This window comes from Bradyrhizobium sp. USDA 4472, from assembly GCF_054058595.1.
Genome location: NZ_JBSSAM010000001.1, coordinates 6,624,224 through 6,639,030, shown reverse-complemented (window position 1 = coordinate 6,639,030; position 14,807 = coordinate 6,624,224). Strand labels below are relative to the sequence as shown.

At 64.4% G+C, this 14,807-nt stretch carries 15 protein-coding genes; 8 read left to right on the top strand and 7 right to left on the bottom strand.

Going from position 1 to position 14,807, the window contains the following annotated elements; all coding sequences use genetic code 11:
• Positions 1–102: 102 nt before the first annotated feature.
• Positions 103–1,725, top strand: coding sequence for an ABC-F family ATP-binding cassette domain-containing protein (locus tag ACVWZ4_RS31280; RefSeq protein ID WP_456741846.1), 1,623 nt, complete (start codon positions 103–105; stop codon positions 1,723–1,725).
• 183 nt (positions 1,726–1,908) lie between these two features.
• Here the strand turns inward: ACVWZ4_RS31280 and ACVWZ4_RS31275 are convergent, their stop codons facing one another.
• The 3 genes from ACVWZ4_RS31275 to ACVWZ4_RS31265 form a co-directional block, all read right to left on the bottom strand.
• Complete coding sequence (locus ACVWZ4_RS31275; RefSeq protein ID WP_456790434.1) at positions 1,909–3,000, bottom strand: type II asparaginase; 1,092 nt, start codon at positions 2,998–3,000, stop codon at positions 1,909–1,911.
• 226 nt (positions 3,001–3,226) lie between these two features.
• Positions 3,227–3,475, bottom strand: a complete 249-nt coding sequence (locus ACVWZ4_RS31270; protein WP_148753029.1) for a hypothetical protein — start codon at positions 3,473–3,475, stop codon at positions 3,227–3,229.
• 106 nt (positions 3,476–3,581) lie between these two features.
• The gene (locus ACVWZ4_RS31265; protein ID WP_456741844.1) at positions 3,582–4,544 is read right to left on the bottom strand and encodes an alpha/beta hydrolase; all 963 of its coding nucleotides are present in this window, start codon (positions 4,542–4,544) and stop codon (positions 3,582–3,584) included.
• A 114-nt stretch (positions 4,545–4,658) separates the two neighbouring features.
• Between ACVWZ4_RS31265 and ACVWZ4_RS31260 the strand changes: the two genes are divergently transcribed.
• Both ACVWZ4_RS31260 and ACVWZ4_RS31255 read left to right on the top strand, forming a co-directional pair.
• The gene (locus ACVWZ4_RS31260) at positions 4,659–5,336 is read left to right on the top strand and encodes a nitroreductase (protein ID WP_456741843.1); all 678 of its coding nucleotides are present in this window, start codon (positions 4,659–4,661) and stop codon (positions 5,334–5,336) included.
• A gap of 133 nt (positions 5,337–5,469) precedes the next feature.
• The gene (locus ACVWZ4_RS31255; protein WP_456741842.1) at positions 5,470–5,673 is read left to right on the top strand and encodes a hypothetical protein; all 204 of its coding nucleotides are present in this window, start codon (positions 5,470–5,472) and stop codon (positions 5,671–5,673) included.
• A 292-nt stretch (positions 5,674–5,965) separates the two neighbouring features.
• Here the strand turns inward: ACVWZ4_RS31255 and ACVWZ4_RS31250 are convergent, their stop codons facing one another.
• Both ACVWZ4_RS31250 and ACVWZ4_RS31245 read right to left on the bottom strand, forming a co-directional pair.
• Complete coding sequence (locus ACVWZ4_RS31250) at positions 5,966–6,280, bottom strand: PilZ domain-containing protein (RefSeq protein ID WP_456703315.1); 315 nt, start codon at positions 6,278–6,280, stop codon at positions 5,966–5,968.
• Positions 6,277–7,383 carry a DUF2336 domain-containing protein gene (locus ACVWZ4_RS31245; protein WP_456741841.1) on the bottom strand — a complete coding sequence of 369 codons (1,107 nt, stop codon included), beginning with the start codon at positions 7,381–7,383 and terminating at the stop codon, positions 6,277–6,279. Before ACVWZ4_RS31245 ends, ACVWZ4_RS31250 begins: the two co-directional genes overlap by 4 nt.
• Positions 7,384–8,047: 664 nt before the next feature.
• On the opposite strand from ACVWZ4_RS31245, the gene ACVWZ4_RS31240 reads away from it, so the two are divergent.
• Together ACVWZ4_RS31240 and ACVWZ4_RS31235 are read left to right on the top strand one after the other, a co-directional pair.
• A complete protein-coding gene (locus ACVWZ4_RS31240; protein WP_456741840.1) occupies positions 8,048–8,638 on the top strand; it encodes an NADPH-dependent FMN reductase in 591 nt (196 codons plus the stop codon).
• Positions 8,639–8,743: 105 nt separating this feature from the next.
• A complete protein-coding gene (locus ACVWZ4_RS31235; protein WP_456703319.1) occupies positions 8,744–9,712 on the top strand; it encodes an acyltransferase family protein in 969 nt (322 codons plus the stop codon).
• 17 nt (positions 9,713–9,729) lie between these two features.
• On the opposite strand, the gene ACVWZ4_RS31230 is transcribed toward ACVWZ4_RS31235, so the two are convergent.
• Both ACVWZ4_RS31230 and ACVWZ4_RS31225 read right to left on the bottom strand, forming a co-directional pair.
• On the bottom strand, positions 9,730–11,811 hold the full coding sequence (locus tag ACVWZ4_RS31230; RefSeq protein WP_456741839.1) for a methyl-accepting chemotaxis protein: 2,082 nt from the start codon (positions 11,809–11,811) through the stop codon (positions 9,730–9,732).
• Positions 11,812–11,914: 103 nt separating this feature from the next.
• A complete protein-coding gene (locus ACVWZ4_RS31225; protein WP_456741838.1) occupies positions 11,915–12,352 on the bottom strand; it encodes a DUF1810 domain-containing protein in 438 nt (145 codons plus the stop codon).
• 189 nt (positions 12,353–12,541) lie between these two features.
• Between ACVWZ4_RS31225 and ACVWZ4_RS31220 the strand changes: the two genes are divergently transcribed.
• From ACVWZ4_RS31220 to minC, 3 genes are all read left to right on the top strand, one after another.
• Positions 12,542–13,504, top strand: a complete 963-nt coding sequence (locus ACVWZ4_RS31220; RefSeq protein ID WP_456742288.1) for a DUF2778 domain-containing protein — start codon at positions 12,542–12,544, stop codon at positions 13,502–13,504.
• A gap of 81 nt (positions 13,505–13,585) precedes the next feature.
• The gene (locus ACVWZ4_RS31215; protein ID WP_456703322.1) at positions 13,586–13,843 is read left to right on the top strand and encodes a hypothetical protein; all 258 of its coding nucleotides are present in this window, start codon (positions 13,586–13,588) and stop codon (positions 13,841–13,843) included.
• Between the two features lie 252 nt (positions 13,844–14,095).
• Positions 14,096–14,794 carry a septum site-determining protein MinC gene (gene minC / locus ACVWZ4_RS31210; protein ID WP_456734978.1) on the top strand — a complete coding sequence of 233 codons (699 nt, stop codon included), beginning with the start codon at positions 14,096–14,098 and terminating at the stop codon, positions 14,792–14,794.
• Positions 14,795–14,807 lie beyond the last annotated feature (13 nt).

The window sequence follows — 14,807 nt, the reverse complement described above, 5'->3', positions numbered from 1 at the left end:
GAATTTGGTGCTTTCGGCGGCGAATCCGTACCCCGCCGGGCTTCCCCTGGGGGCCTGCATGGCCTATGACGCTGCAACGCAAAATTCCCCCCAAATGAGCCCATGATCCGCCTCGACAACGTCAGCAAGCAAGCCGGCCACCAGATCCTGTTCATCGAAGCTTCCGCCGCCCTCAACAAGGGTGAGAAGATCGGCCTCGTCGGCCCCAATGGCGCCGGGAAGACCACGCTGTTTCGGATGATCGCCGGTGAGGAACTGCCAGATGAGGGGCAGGTCTCGACCGACCGCGGCATCACCATCGGGTACTTCAACCAGGACGTCGGCGAGATGTCTGGCCGCAGTGCCGTGGCCGAGGTGATGAATGGCGCAGGTCCCGTCAGCGAGGTCGCGGCCGAGCTGCGCGAGCTCGAGGCCGCCATGGCCGACCCCGACAAGGCCAACCAGATGGACGAGATCATCGCCCGCTATGGCGAGGTGCAGCACGCCTTCGAGGAGCTCGACGGCTATGCGCTCGACGGCCGAGCGCGCGAGGCGCTGTCCGGCCTCGGCTTCAGCCAGGAGATGATGGACGGCGACGTCGGCAAGCTCTCCGGCGGCTGGAAGATGCGCGTGGCGCTGGCCCGCATTCTCCTGATGCGTCCCGACGTGATGCTGCTCGACGAGCCGAGCAACCATCTCGATCTTGAAAGCCTGATCTGGCTGGAGAAGTTTTTGCACGACTACGAAGGCACGCTCCTGATGACCTCGCATGACCGCGAGTTCATCAACCGCGTGATCTCGAAAGTGGTCGAGATCGACTCCGGTTCGCTCACCACCTACACCGGAAACTACGAATTCTACGAGCAGCAGCGTGCGCTGAACGAGAAGCAGCAGCAGGCGCAGTTCGAGCGCCAGCAGGCGATGCTCGCGAAGGAGATCAAGTTCATCGAGCGCTTCAAGGCGCGCGCCTCGCACGCCGCGCAGGTGCAGAGCCGGGTGAAGAAACTCGACAAGATCGAGCGGGTCGAGCCGCCGCGCCGCCGCCAGAGCATTGCCTTCGACTTCCCGCCGGCGCCGCGGTCAGGCGAGGACGTCGTTGCGCTCAAGAACGTTTACAAGGGTTATGGCAGCAAGCGGATTTATGACGGGCTGGATTTCATGATCCGCCGCAAGGAGCGCTGGTGCGTGATGGGCGTCAACGGCGCCGGCAAGTCGACGCTGCTCAAGCTCGTCGCGGGTGCAAGCGAGCCGGACGAGGGAACCGTGGCGCTCGGCGGCAGCGTCAAAATGGGCTATTTCGCACAGCACGCGATGGATCTGCTCGATGGCGAGCGCACCGTGTTCCAGTCGCTGGAAGACCAGTTTCCGACCGCGGGGCAGGGCTCCCTGCGCGCGCTGGCCGGCTGCTTCGGCTTCTCGGGCGACGACGTCGAGAAGCGCTGTCGCGTGCTCTCGGGCGGCGAGAAGGCGCGGCTGGTGATGGCGAAGATGCTGTTCGACCCGCCGAACTTCCTGGTGCTGGACGAGCCGACCAACCATCTCGACCTCGCCACCAAGGAAATGCTGATCACCGCATTGTCGGACTTCGAAGGTACCATGCTGTTCGTCTCGCATGATCGCCACTTCCTCGCGACCTTGTCGAACCGCGTGCTCGAGCTGACGCCCGAGGGCATCCACCAATACGGCGGCGGCTACACGGAATACGTCGCGCGCACCGGGCAGGAAGCGCCGGGGCTGCGGAGCTAGCATTTCGTACCGCACCTTGATGCTTCCATGCGTGGCGCGACCCTTCCGCAAAAGCGAGCGATGGCTCAGGTTCGATCGCTGGCTCAGGGACACCTCTCCCTTCGGGAGAGGTGTCCGGAGTTCGCGGATCACATCGATTGAACCGACCTCATCGAGCGCAGCCGCTGCATCGCTTCGGATGCTCTAATAAGTGTAGAACATCCGCTGGATCTCCTTGCTGTCGCTCGTCTTGGTCAGCGCCAGCATCAGCAGGATCCGCGCTTTCTGAGGATTGAGCGTATCCGAGACGATGAAGTCGTGTTCGTCGTCCTTGGCTTCCCCATTGCGCGCGACGATGCCGTTGCCGACGCGGCTGCTGCGAACGATCGCGACACCTTTCTTGTGGGCCTCGTCGAGCGCCGGCTCGACCGCGGGCCGGGCAAGGCTGCCATCGCCCACGCCGGCATGCACGATCCCCTTTGCTCCCGCGGCGACAAAGGCGTCGACCGCGACCCGGTTCATGTTGGCGTAGCCGTAGACGATGTCGACCTGCGGCAGCGTATCGAGATTGGAGACGTCGAATTCCGAATCCACCGTGTTCCGGCGCGTGGACTGACGGTAGAAGTACGGCTTGTTGCCCTGCATGTAACCGAGAAAGCCGAGCTCCGGCGTGCGGAAGGTGTCTGCCGTCGATGTATTGGTCTTGGTCACCTCGCGCGCCGCGTTGATCTGGTCGTTGAGGGACACCAGCACGCCCTTGCCGACCGCCTCTTCACTGCCTGCGAGGATCACCGCATTGTAGAGGTTGATCGGTCCATCCGCGCTGATCGCCGTCGATGGTCGCATTGCGCCGACGACGACGACAGGTTTCCTGCTCTTGACCACGAGGTCCAGGAAATAGCTGGTTTCCTCGATCGTATCGGTGCCGTGGGTGATCACGATCCCATCGACGTCGTCCTGCGCGAGCAGCGTGTTCACGCGCTTTGCAAGCTTGAGCCAGTAGTCATTGTTCATGTTCTCGCTGGCGATCTGGAAGACCTGCTCGCCCTTGACGTTGGCCACCGTCTTCAGTTCGGGGACGGCGTTGAGGAGGGTGTCGATGCCAACAGTGGCTGCGGTGTAGCCGACGACGGTGGTGCTGCTTGCGCCGGTGCCGGCGATCGTGCCGCCGGTTGCCAGAACCATGACGTTGGGCAGACCGGGGCCCCTCGCGTGTGCGGCTTCGAGACTGATGAGCAGCGCGAACAGCATGCTCACGGTCGCCATGATCTGATTACGCACTCCAAATTGCCACATCTCGACCACCCTGTGCTAGAAGCCTCGTCGATGCGCCCCGGTTCGCTCAGCACTCCATGATCCGTCAGCGGAGGCTGTCTGTCTAGGGTTGTCATGCGCGCCCAGGTGGGGAAAGTCTTTTGTCTCTCCTGTTTGGGAAATCAGAACGAGAATGGCCGGGACAGGCCCGGCCGTGGCGTCGCTCGTTTGCCGGTCGCCCGCCAGAAAGGTCGCGAATGCGCAGGCGCTAGGCGCCCATCTCGCACTTCTTCATGAAGCTGTTCTTGGCGGCGCCGGCGAGCGGCTTGCCGTCGGAGCCGACGGCCTTGGGCGCACAGGCGTCCTCCTTGCACTTCTTCATGAACGAGGTCTTGGCGGCGCCGGCGAGCGCCTTGCCATCCTTGCCGACGGCCTTGCTCTCGCAAGTGTCGTCCGCCAGCGCCGAACCGGCTGCGAAGGTGGCAACGATCGCAGCCAGGAAAATCCGCTTCATCATGGGTGTCTCCCTAAAACCAAAAAATTGGCAGCGCCGATTGGAGCCCGGAATCGTGGCGCAATCAAGCAGGCGCACCCGGGTGCCGCTGCTTTTTTCAGCAATGCGATCAGGTCCCGCGCGCCAGCAACGTCCCGAAATCAGCGCGCGCGCGTTGCGCTTCGTCACGAGCGACGTCGGAAGCGTCGCCGAGCCCGAAATAGCCGTGGATCAGCCCGGCGCCCTCATGATGCTTGACCGGCACGCCGGCAGCTTCCAGCGCCTTTGCATAGGCCGCGCCTTCGTCACGCAGCGGGTCGAACCAGGCCGTGGTCACGACGGCAGGTGCGAGGCCTGCCAGCGTGGCAGCCCGCAATGGCGAGACTCGCCAATCGCCGGCGTGACTTGGCTCAGCGAGATAGTGGCGGGCAAACCATTCCATGACCGCGCGGGAGAGGAAGTAGCCCTCGGCATTTTCCGCGCGTGACGGAAAGCCGGCGTTCTCGCGTGCATCCGCATAGAAGCCGACGACATCGGTCACGGGATAGACCAGCAGCTGCGCTGCGAGCTCGATGCCCGCGTCGCGGCAAGCGATCGCGGTCGCAGCGGCGAGGTTGCCGCCGGCACTGTCACCGGCAACGCCGAGACGCCGTGCGTCGCCGCCGAATTCCGCGACGCGGTCGAACACGTCGCTCGCCGCTGCGAAGGCGTCCTCGAAGGCGCCGGGAAAGCGCGTCTCCGGCGGGCGGCGATAGTCGACCGATACCACGACCGCGCCGGTCTCGATCGCCAGATTGCGCGCCTGCCGGTCATGGGTCTCGAGGTCGCCAGCGACCCAGCCGCCGCCGTGGAAGAACACCACGGTGGGAGCGGGCGCATTGCCAACGCGGTAGAGGCGCGCATTGAGCGGACCGGCGCCGCCCTTCACCGTGATATCCTGCACGACATCGACGGGCGGGGGCGGCGCGCCGGCACGCGAGGCAGCGAGTGCGCGCAAGGAATCGCGAGCGCTCTGGGGCGTCATCGTCGCGGGATCGCGCAGCGGCAACGTCGGAATGATCTCTGCGATGACGGGATCGAGCGGGATTGCCATTGTCGGGTCCTCACGAGGTTCTTGGTCTTGCTTGGCCGGTAGCATAGATTTCGCGCGCCGCATCGGCAACCGGTCGCCCCGCTGCGCGCCGGAAGAAGGCAGGGAGGTTTCAAGGTGGAATTCGAGACGCTGGTCCAGTCGCGCCGCAGCGTGCGCGGTTTCAGGAACGAGCCGGTGCCGCGCGCCGTGGTCGAGGCCATCATCGAGAGTGCCAAGCGCGCACCATCGTCGATGAACACCCAGCCATGGCACGTCCATGTGCTCACCGGCGTGCCGCTCGAACAGGTGCGCCGCCGCAACATGGAAGAGATGGTTGGAGGCGCCAAGGTCAAGCGCGACATCGTCAGCCACGGCGAGTACCAGGGTGTTCACCGAACGCGCCAGGTCGACATCGCCAAGAAATTGTTCGGCGCGATGGGAATCGCGCGCGACGACAAGCCGATGCGGCAGGACTGGGTGCTGCGCGGCTTTCGCCAGTTCGACGCGCCGGTCTCGCTGGTGCTGACCTATGATCGCGTGCTCGATCCGGGCGCGGTCTGCCATTTCGATCTCGGCGCACTCTGCTATGGCATCGTGCTGTCGGCCTGGGACCGCGGTCTTGGCTCGGTGATCAACGGGCAGGGCATCATGCGCTCGGACATCGTGCGCGAGGTCGCAGGGATTCCCGAAGACGAGGTCATCATGACTTGCGTCGCGATGGGTTATCCCGACGACAACTTTGCCGCGAACGCCGTTCGTTCGGATCGCGAGAGCAACGACGAGTTCGTGCGCTATGTCGGCTTCGCCGACTGAAGTGGAGAGGCCGGAGGAGATATTCCCTCACGAAATTTTTCGTGCGGACTCGTTGCGGCCTCTTGCAATCTCCAGCGTGCAGGAGGAACAATACAGGGACTGAAAGGTTTGTTGCTGGCGCGAGGGAATTGACATGCGGCGGCTAGCTAGCCTGGTTCGATGGTTCTTCGGCCCGCCTGTGCGCGGCCCGATCGATGATGATCCCAGTCTTCCTTTTACTCCTGAAGAGTTCAGCAGGCTGGTCCGCAGTGGCCGGCGCGAGGATATGAAGCTGCTTGCCGAAGGACTGGCCTGCCGCTCGATTCCGCGCCGCATCAAATACCGGGCTACGCACTAAGCGGCTCCCGCGATCATTCCGTCCGCCGGCCTGGCCCGCGCGTTCATCGCGAGAGTGCGACCACTTTGAACACCTGCGGCTTCTCCAGCCTCCCGGTCACCCCGCAGAGAACCTGACACGCGTCCGCGCGCGGCATCGTCGGCTTGTAATTCCGGTGCTCGATCCGCGCGGCGAAATATCCGGGATCGTGAGGATACGCACGACCTCGTTGATGCTCTCGCCGGCCGGCGGACGGCACTTGCGACAGCTTATTGGAGATGAGCCGGCTAGACGATACCTTCAACCGAATTGCCTATTTGCTCTGCGCGGCGGCTGCGTTCGCCGATTTCTTTCTGCGGTCCCCGTTGATGAAGTGCACGCCGGCCACGGTGCCGTCGATCCAGACCAGTTCGCAGCGCCGGTAGGCGAGCCCGGTCGACGACAGCACCATGAAAAATTCCTTGGCTTGCAGCACGTCGAGTGTACCCTCGACCTCGATCTTGGCGCCCGTTTGCGACACGTCGAGCAGGATGCAGCTGCGTCGCCAGGTGCCGTCCGAACCCATCAAATTGACGGGATGGCGGTGGTCCATTTTCACGCGAGCATCCTTGCGGCCATTTAATTTCATCGGCTATTCCCCGTTCTCGTGCCGCGATGCCCCGGATCGCTTTTGCCGGCGTTGGTTGTGATCTCTCCCCAGCGCACCGTCCACTGGCTGGTCGACAACAGAAGCGTTTCGAAGATGTGCTGCGCGCGTTCGCGCTGGGCGAAGGAGAGCCGCGCGCCGCTGCGGTTGCTCAGGATCGCAAGCGTCGTCGCCCAGTTCAGGCGCGAGGCGCGGCAGGCCATCACCAATCCCTCGCAATCCTCGTCAATCATGACCTGCTCAACGATCTCGATCGGAGCCCCTGAGAGCACCGACAAGGCGGTGAGCAGATTGGCGGTCTCGCCGCGGATTGCGAAACGGTTGACCGTAGAATCGTTGAGCTTGCCGACGCGGTTGAGCGCGACGATCTCGGGTCGTGCGCACGCATACTCCGCCGAGCCGGGCAGCTTCTGAAGCGCAGGCGCGGCGTCCTGCGCTGAGCGAACGGAGGATGCGGTGGGCCTGGCCGGCGTCGTCTTGCCTGGCGGGGCGCCGAGTAGCCTGCGCACGACCAGGTCGGGTGTGCCGGGTCGGAGCACCAGCGCTTTCGCAATCTCGCCGCCGCGATCGGAGCCGGCGATCAGTGCGGCGTAGGCCGCATCGGAGAATTTTGTTCCGGGGTTCTTGATCAGCGCAAGGCAGATCGGGGCGCCGCGCTTGATCAGCGCCTCGGTCACGTCAGGCTCGATACAGTCGCGGGCTGCGATCGCGCTCTGCTGCCGCTCGCCGCAGGAGGCCGCAATCGCCGCCAGATCGGTCGCGGCGAGTGCCCGCGATTTGAGCAGGACGGGACACGCCACGTCCGGGTTGTCGTGCATGGCAAGACGCCGCAACGTTTCGGGTGGGGCCACTGCAAGCGCGGCAAGCGCCGCGCTGAGTTGGACCAGCGCGTCGGTCGCGACCCGCTCGATCAGGCGCAGCAAGACGCCGTCGGCCACGGCCGCGAGCAATTCCTGCGGTCGGTCCGGGTTCGCGGTGAGCAGGTTGATGATGCCAGCGAGAATGCGCGCGCATCGCTCCGGCGGACACGCTGCGACCGCGTCTTCCAATTCGACAAGAATACCGGCAGGCGAATTTGCCAACATGGCAGGGCCTGAAATGAAATAAAATTTGACGATCCAATACCCGTCATTGCGCCCTACAGACGTTAATTTGGAATTTCGAGATCGCGCTGCCGGGGTATCGTCGCACCGTCAGCCTCACTGAAACGGTATCGAAATTCGGCAGGGCACCAGCGTTCGCTTGGTCTTTCGATCGAGCACTCGCCAACTGATGAGCGGGCGAGGACGATTCTTTCGGTCCTGGCAGGTGTTCGAAGGAGAACATCAGTGCGGTGTTTGTGCCGGATGCGGGTCGCTTGGCGGCGCTGATTGCACCTGGTCGGATTCGCGATGGACGATCTCGACGTGCCAATTCGCGTGAACGGTGCGCAGCGAGATCGCTCCGTCACCGTCATTGGTGGTAGCGGTGCGGCCTCCAACACCATCGAGGAGGTGCCCCCCGGGGAAGTGTCGCTGAAGCCGACGGCCATGCGGGAATCCGCGATCGGCGCGGTGGACGCGGCGATCGCCGACATCGTTCCGGTGCGCTGGACGCAGTGGCCCAATGACGGGCGGAACTGTCCGATTTCTCGCGAAGTTACCGCCGCCAGTGCGGCGAGCCGCCGTCGCAGACGCTTGAATTCGAGCGAAAACGATAGCGCGGCAAATCGGTGGAGGCCCGCTCCGCCGTTTGTGCTAGCCTGCCGCCATGAGCAATCGCATTCTCGTCCTCTACGGGTCCTACCGTTCCGACCGCATGGGCATCCGCCTTGCGAATTTCGTCATCGATCGCCTGCGCCAGCGTGGCGAGGAGGTCGAGTTCATCGACGCCAAGGCGATCGGCCTGCCGATGCTCGACCGCATGTACAAGGAATACCCCAAGGGGGCGGCGCCCGAGGCGCTGGAGAAGCTGGCCGGCCAGATCCGCGGCGCCGACGGCTTCGTCTTCGTCACCGGTGAATATAATTGGGGCATCCAGCCCGGCCTGAAGAACCTCACCGACCATTTTCTCGAAGAGTGGTTCTGGCGACCGGCTGCGATCGTGAGCTATTCCGCCGGCCGCCTGTCCGGCGCGCGCGCCTCGACGGCCTGGCACGGCACCCTGTCGGAGATGGGCATGGTGGTAGTCTCGAGCACCATCGGCGTGGGGCCAATCGCGCAGACGCTGTCGGCCGAGAGCGAGCCGATTGGCGAGGGCGGCAAGGCGCTGGAGCGCTCGTTCCCGCGCCTTGCCGACGATCTCACCTGGTGGATCGAAGCGGCGAAAGCGCAACGCGCGCGCAAGGCGCCGCCGTATTAGGCGCGTCGCTTTCCCCGGCGCTGTTGCCGTGATCGATCTGCTGGGTTAACCGTCGCCGTCATGGAAGCAGATCGGAATCCAGCGTTTCTGCCGCGACTTGAGGCCATGCGTGGGTATGCGGCTGTCTCGGTGCTCGGGTTCCACGCCTGCATGCAGTCCTGGGATATGATCGCCACCGGAATGGCGCCGGTCGTCGTCTTCTTCGTGCTGAGCGGTTTCCTGCTCGCGCGATCGCTGGATCGCGATCCTGATCCGGTCACTTTCGTGCGTCACCGGCTGTTCAGGCTGCTGCCGGCTGCAATCGCAACGGTGCTGTCGCTGACATTGGCCTATCAAAGTCTGGGTTTCTATACGGGCTTCCAGCCTTCTTTCGAGCCGCTCAACGTCATCCTCAACGCGCTTCTCATCAAGAGCGACATCAACGGCGTGATGTGGTCCCTCACGGTGGAGTGTGTCGCGGTTCCGTTGATCGTCGTGTCCCACGCCGTGCTGAGGCGGCATGGAGCGACGCCGGTGTGGATCCTCGTCGGCATTCTCGTCGCAATATCGTCCTGGGGACCCTATGTCCACCTGCTCGGCGGATTCACCAATCTTGCCCCGCTTTATGCGTTCGTCGTCGGCCTGCTCCTGCAAGCGGGCGCGGTCACGCTGAGCAGGGCATCGCACTCGTCTCGGGCAGCGCTCGTCGCCACCGCCGCGCTCGTCGTGATGGTGATCGTCGCGGTTCGCAAGCAGACCGCGGTCACGATCGCGTTTGAAACGCTGTGCGCGTCCGTTCTGGTTTGTCTTGCGGCCTTCGGCCCCCGCAAGCTTGTTGTGCTGCGGCCCTTCGATGTCGACATCGCCCGGTTCTACGGGCAAATATCATACAGCTTCTATCTTTTGCACGTCATCGGACTTGGGATCGTGGGCCGTCTGCTGCCGTCCGACCAGCTGCCATTCTTCCGCGCTGCGTCCCTGTTCCTGGCAGCGCTGTTGATCACGACGCCCGCGGCCTGGCTGATGTGGCGGCTGGTCGAAATGCCCTTCATCACCCTCGGACGTAAACGCACGATGGCAAGGGCCGCCGCCTGAGATGCGGCCGGCTCTTGTTACGCAGCCCTGACTTCACCGAGGAAGCGGTCGAACTGGCCGGCGAGGTCGCGTGACTGCGTCGAGAGCTGCTCGGCGGCGCCCAGCACTTCTTGCGCCGCTGCACCGGTGTCGTCGGCGGCGCGCTGCACGCCTGAAATGTTGGCATTGACCTCCTGAGTGCCGCGGGCGGCTTCCTGGACGCTGCGCGCGATCTCCTTGGTCGCCGAGCCCTGTTCCTCGATCGCGGCGGCAATTGCGCTGCCGATCTGGTCGATCTCGGCGATGACGTCGGCGACGTTGCGGATCGCAGTCACGGTCTCGTCGCTCGCGGCCTGGATCGCCGAAATCTGCTCGGAGATCTCGGTGGTGGCCTTGGCGGTCTGGCCGGCCAGCGATTTCACTTCGGAGGCGACCACAGCAAAGCCGCGGCCGGCGTCGCCGGCACGGGCGGCTTCGATGGTGGCGTTGAGCGCCAGCAGATTGGTCTGCTCGGCAATGCTCTGGATCAGCGTGACGACGTCGCCGATCTTCTGCGCGCCGTCGGCGAGGGCGCGCGCGGTGTCGCCGGTGCGGCGGGCGTTGTCGACGGCGCGGGCCGCGATCTCGGTCGATTGTGCGACCTGCCGGCCGATCTCGGCGATCGAGGAGGTCAGCTCTTCGGTCGCGCTCGCGACCGTCTGCACGTTGGTCGAGGTCTGCTCGGAGGCGGCGGCCACGACCGCGGCCTGGCTGTTGGTCTGGGCCGCCGTCGAGGTCATCGACTGCGCGGTGCTCTCCATGGTCGAGGACGCCTGCGACAGGCCGCCGACCAGCTCGGTAACCTTGGCCTCGAAAGCGCGGGTCAATTCGTCGAGCGCCTGGGCGCGGCGCATCTTGCCGTCGTTCTCGGCGTGCTTTTCGGCTGCGAGCCGCTCCGCACGGATCATGCCGTCCTTGAAGACCTGGACGGCAGCCGCCATCGCCCCGATCTCATCGGAGCGCTCGGCACCGGGGATCTCTTCGGTGACGTCGCCGTCGGCTAGCCGTGACATCCGCGTCGTCAGGCCGACGATCGGGGCGCAGACGCGGCGGCGGACCATGACGATGAGGCCGGCGCTGGCGATCAGCACGGCGAGCAGGCCGACCAGTGCGATCGCGAAGCTGGTGCGCGCGGCGGCAGACGCGCCGGCGAGGATCTGCTCGGCATTGTCGTAGAAGGCGTCGCGCACGCCGATGATCGCGCCGAGACCAACTTGCGATGCCGCGTAGTAGGTCCCGACGTCGTGTTCGTATTTGCCGTTCGCCGCACCTTCCTTGGCGAGCTTCTGCTCGCGGCCGAAAGCCTCGACATAGTCCGAGTTCATCGTCTCGAGCGCGGAGGCGACATTGGCGGGCGTCGCCGGATTGCCGCGCAGCTCCTGCAGCGATATCACGAGCTGGTCGTTGCGCCCCTGTGAACGCGCGATGTCGAGCTTCTCGACCTCGGTCGCCACCTTTTTCGAGCCGACGAGATTCTTGTGCAGGCTGGCGTTGAGGCCGCCGATGTCGCGAAGCGTCATGGCGAGGTTGGCGTAGCTGGCCTGCCGGTAGGCGTCGCCGTTCAGGATTGCCATGCGGCGGACCTGCTCGTCGAGCAGCGCAGTGACGCCGCTATTGAGCACGTCGTTATCGGCGACGATCTTCCTGGCCGCGTCCTTGCGGGCATCGGCCGGTCCTGCGATCGCCTTGTCCACGGCCTCACGCAGCGCGGTGAACCTCGCATTCAGCGCATCGATCTTGCTGCCGGTGGCCGCGCCGTCGTCGAACGGGCCGGGCAGCTCCTTGCGCAGCACGTTCATCCTGTCGCGCGCGCCGTCGGTCTGCTTGCGCAGCTTGTCGTGCTCGGCAAGCAGTGCGGGGTCGATGGTCGCCGGCCCGTAGAGAATGTTGGTGGCGAAGCCGCGCTCGGGGTTGAGATAGCGCGGGATGTCGCTGACGGCGCGGACGATCGCGAGCCGGCCCTGCGCCTCGGTGATCCTTTCCATCGTCTGGTATTTCGTCACGGCAACATAGACGGCGAGGCCGCCGCCAACGGTCGAGAGCGAGACGATGGCGGTGGTCAGCAGCGTACCGATTTTCATGATCTGTCCGGCAATGGGCGCAGGTGGAGAAAGATATTCTCCAAGAAATAAGGGGGGCGTATTAATCGCCGGTTTACGCTGCGCGCCCGGATAGCGGACGCAGCTAGGCACTTCGCTCGAGCCTATCGAGAATCCCGAGCGTTGCATCGTCGCGCTGGCCGGCGAAATATTTGGCGAGCGCCTCATCGAAAATGGGCTCGTCGGACACCGCGCCGAACAGCGTCATCGACGAACGGAATTTGGCATCGTCGGGCGCGCCGAGAATTGCGTTGATTGTTCGTCCCTCGACCGCGAGAACGAGGCGCGTGCAGTCGACGAGACGCGAGCCGAGCAGGGGGTGGGCAAGATAGGACTCGGCTTCCGCGCGCGAGCCGATAGCGTAGCGTTGGGACATGGCGCTGAACCCGAGGCCAGCGATCTGCGGGAAGATGAACCACATCCAGTGGCTTTGCTTCCGGCCCTGGGCCAGCTCCCCCTGCACGGCACGAAAAATCGGGTTTTGTGCCCTGACAAAGCGCTCAAGATCGAAAGGATCGGTCACTGGATACCTCCGGAGGATTTGCCGGCCGCGATTATGCCTAACTTTTGGCTCCCAATGTGGTAGCTGGTATAGAGTCTCCGGGTGGGGGTTGGGCCCCCCGGGGGTCGATTTGGGGATCTGATGGTTTCCGACCGCGCAAGCGCCGAGAGGCTGTTGTCGCGCCGCCGTGTTGGGCGAGCCGAGACAATATTGCTGTCGATGGCTGCCATCGCGCTGGCGCTCGGCGCCGCCGCGTGGGTCGCGGATATCGGCGATTCCACCCCGTTGGTCACGGCTGCCTTGCCGCCGGCCATTTCCCCGTCATTCGACGATCGTTTCGCGTCGCTCTCTGCCAACCCGCCCGCGCGCGAGCCCGGGCTGCGGACGATGGAGCGCTCCGCCCTGAATGCGGTCCAGCTCAAGCTGCGCGATGCCAAGGCGATGCTCGCCCAGAAGCTTCAGGGCGATGACTGGCGTTCGATACTGACCGAGAACGACCAGCAGCAGCAGCCTGCGACCGAAGAACCGGCCAGGCCTTCGCAGCGCGCCGACGCAGTCCCGATGCCACGCTCGCGGCCCGTGCAGGCGGACTTCTCAGCCCAGATCGCCTCGAGCCAGGCCTATGCCGACACCAATCCCAGGGTCGATAACCGCAACTTCTTCGAAAAATTCACCGACAAGATCAAGCTGGCGTCGCTGACGCCAGATAGCGGCCTGTTCGGCAAGGCGCCGGATCTTGCCGCGCTCGGATACGATTCGCGGACGGCGGTCTATGACATCAAGGCCAAGGCGCTCTACTTGCCGAGCGGCGTGACGATCGAGGCCCATTCGGGCATGGGCGCACTGATGGACGATCCCGATCATGTCGACCAGCGCATGGTCGGCGCCACTCCGCCTGCGACCTACGATCTGAAGCCGCGCGAAAAACTATTCCACGGCGTTCGGGCGCTACGGATGACACCGACGGACGGTACCAGCGCGCTCGGTCGCGTCGGCCTGCTCACCCACACCTACATGCTCGGGCCGCGCGGCGATTCCAACGGCTGCGTCTCGATCAAGGACTATGATCGTTTCCTCAAGGCTTACGACAATGGCGAGTTCAATCGTCTGGTCGTGGTGCCGAGCCTGGGCCGATCAACGACCGCTTCGCAGCGCGCCAGCACCGATTCCTGATAGTTGATGCCTGACCCCCAGCCTGCTGCGGCGGGGCTGCCGTTTTCCCTTCGTTAAGCCGTTGTCGTCCAGAAGCAGCCCATGAGTGATCCAACAAGCTCCGAGACCCCGCTGCGCACGACGTTCAAGATCAAGCTGAACGGTGACACCCTGGCGATTGCGACCGTTGGCCAGGCCTATCAATTCCTCACCAACTTCAAGTCGGTCGAGTGGATGGAATTCCGCTCGCTGCATGACGATGCCGTCCATGCGCTGGAAGGCGCTGCCAGCAATGCCATGCTTGCGGTTCAGGCGACCAACGCGGTACGCGCGCTGTTCGTGAGCGCGAAGCTGCTCTAGGCGGGGCACCAACGACCTCGATGACCGGTCGCCGCCATGCCGTCTCAGCCTTTTGGAAGTGGCTGCCGATGCGGATGGAAGCCGGGATCGACGCCAGCAAAATCGGCGGCATCGCTGGTCAGGCCGCTGCCCCTTAAGGATGCGCCTGAGCGCGATGATCCGAACCACGTAACCCGGCGGAGAAATTAACCGGCCATTAACCATATCGGTCGCATCGTTAACCATTCAATAACGGGGAACGAGTCGGCCGCCATGGAGGCCCTAGCAAAACCTCAACGCCAGATGGTGCGCCTCCGCGGGCGCTCCTACGTGGCCTTCGTGTTCGTCCCGACCGTTCCGATCCAGGACTGGCTCCAGGAGATCGACGCCACCATTGCGCGCTCGCCGGGCTTCTTCGCCGGCCGGCCCGTGGTCATCGACCTGTCCTCGGTCGATCTCAGCCAGTCCGGCATCAATCATCTGCTGACCAGCCTCGGGGATCGCAACATTCGCGTTCTCGGTATCGAGGGGGTGGAGGAGGCGCGGCTGACGCCGTCGATGCCGCCACTGCTCTCGGGCGGGCGCAGTTGCGTGGTCGAGCAGACCGCGCCGAAGAAGTCGGAGGCGAAAGCCGAGACCAAGCCGACCTCGCTGCTGCTCGACAGCCCGGTGCGCTCCGGCCAGACCATCATCTTCCCTGAAGGCGACGTCACCATTCTCGGCTCGGTCGGGTCCGGTGCCGAGGTCGTCGCCGGCGGCTCCATCCACATCTACGGCGCACTCCGCGGTCGCGCCATGGCAGGCGTGAACGGTCACGCGAGCGCGCGCATCTTTTGTCAGAAGATCGAAGCCGAACTGCTTGCAATCGATGGATTTTATCAGACTGCCGACGATATCGACGATGCCCTGCGTGGCCGGCCTGCGCAGGCCTGGCTCGAAGGCAGCACCATGCGAATTACTGCGCTGAACTGACCAGAAGGAGATA

Bases quoted from the DNA above. Each gene is read 5' to 3' on its own strand.
- minC (WP_456734978.1), top strand. From the start codon at position 14,096: ATGGAGGCCCTAGCAAAACCTCAACGCCAGATGGTGCGCCTCCGCGGG.
- ACVWZ4_RS31270 (WP_148753029.1), bottom strand. From the start codon at position 3,475: ATGATGAAGCGGATTTTCCTGGCTGCGATCGTTGCCACCTTCGCAGCC.
- ACVWZ4_RS31280 (WP_456741846.1), top strand. From the start codon at position 103: ATGATCCGCCTCGACAACGTCAGCAAGCAAGCCGGCCACCAGATCCTG.
- ACVWZ4_RS31215 (WP_456703322.1), top strand. From the start codon at position 13,586: ATGAGTGATCCAACAAGCTCCGAGACCCCGCTGCGCACGACGTTCAAG.
- ACVWZ4_RS31255 (WP_456741842.1), top strand. From the start codon at position 5,470: ATGCGGCGGCTAGCTAGCCTGGTTCGATGGTTCTTCGGCCCGCCTGTG.
- ACVWZ4_RS31240 (WP_456741840.1), top strand. From the start codon at position 8,048: ATGAGCAATCGCATTCTCGTCCTCTACGGGTCCTACCGTTCCGACCGC.
- ACVWZ4_RS31275 (WP_456790434.1), bottom strand. From the start codon at position 3,000: ATGTGGCAATTTGGAGTGCGTAATCAGATCATGGCGACCGTGAGCATG.
- ACVWZ4_RS31265 (WP_456741844.1), bottom strand. From the start codon at position 4,544: ATGGCAATCCCGCTCGATCCCGTCATCGCAGAGATCATTCCGACGTTG.
- ACVWZ4_RS31235 (WP_456703319.1), top strand. From the start codon at position 8,744: ATGCGTGGGTATGCGGCTGTCTCGGTGCTCGGGTTCCACGCCTGCATG.
- ACVWZ4_RS31245 (WP_456741841.1), bottom strand. From the start codon at position 7,383: ATGTTGGCAAATTCGCCTGCCGGTATTCTTGTCGAATTGGAAGACGCG.
- ACVWZ4_RS31250 (WP_456703315.1), bottom strand. From the start codon at position 6,280: ATGAAATTAAATGGCCGCAAGGATGCTCGCGTGAAAATGGACCACCGC.
- ACVWZ4_RS31230 (WP_456741839.1), bottom strand. From the start codon at position 11,811: ATGAAAATCGGTACGCTGCTGACCACCGCCATCGTCTCGCTCTCGACC.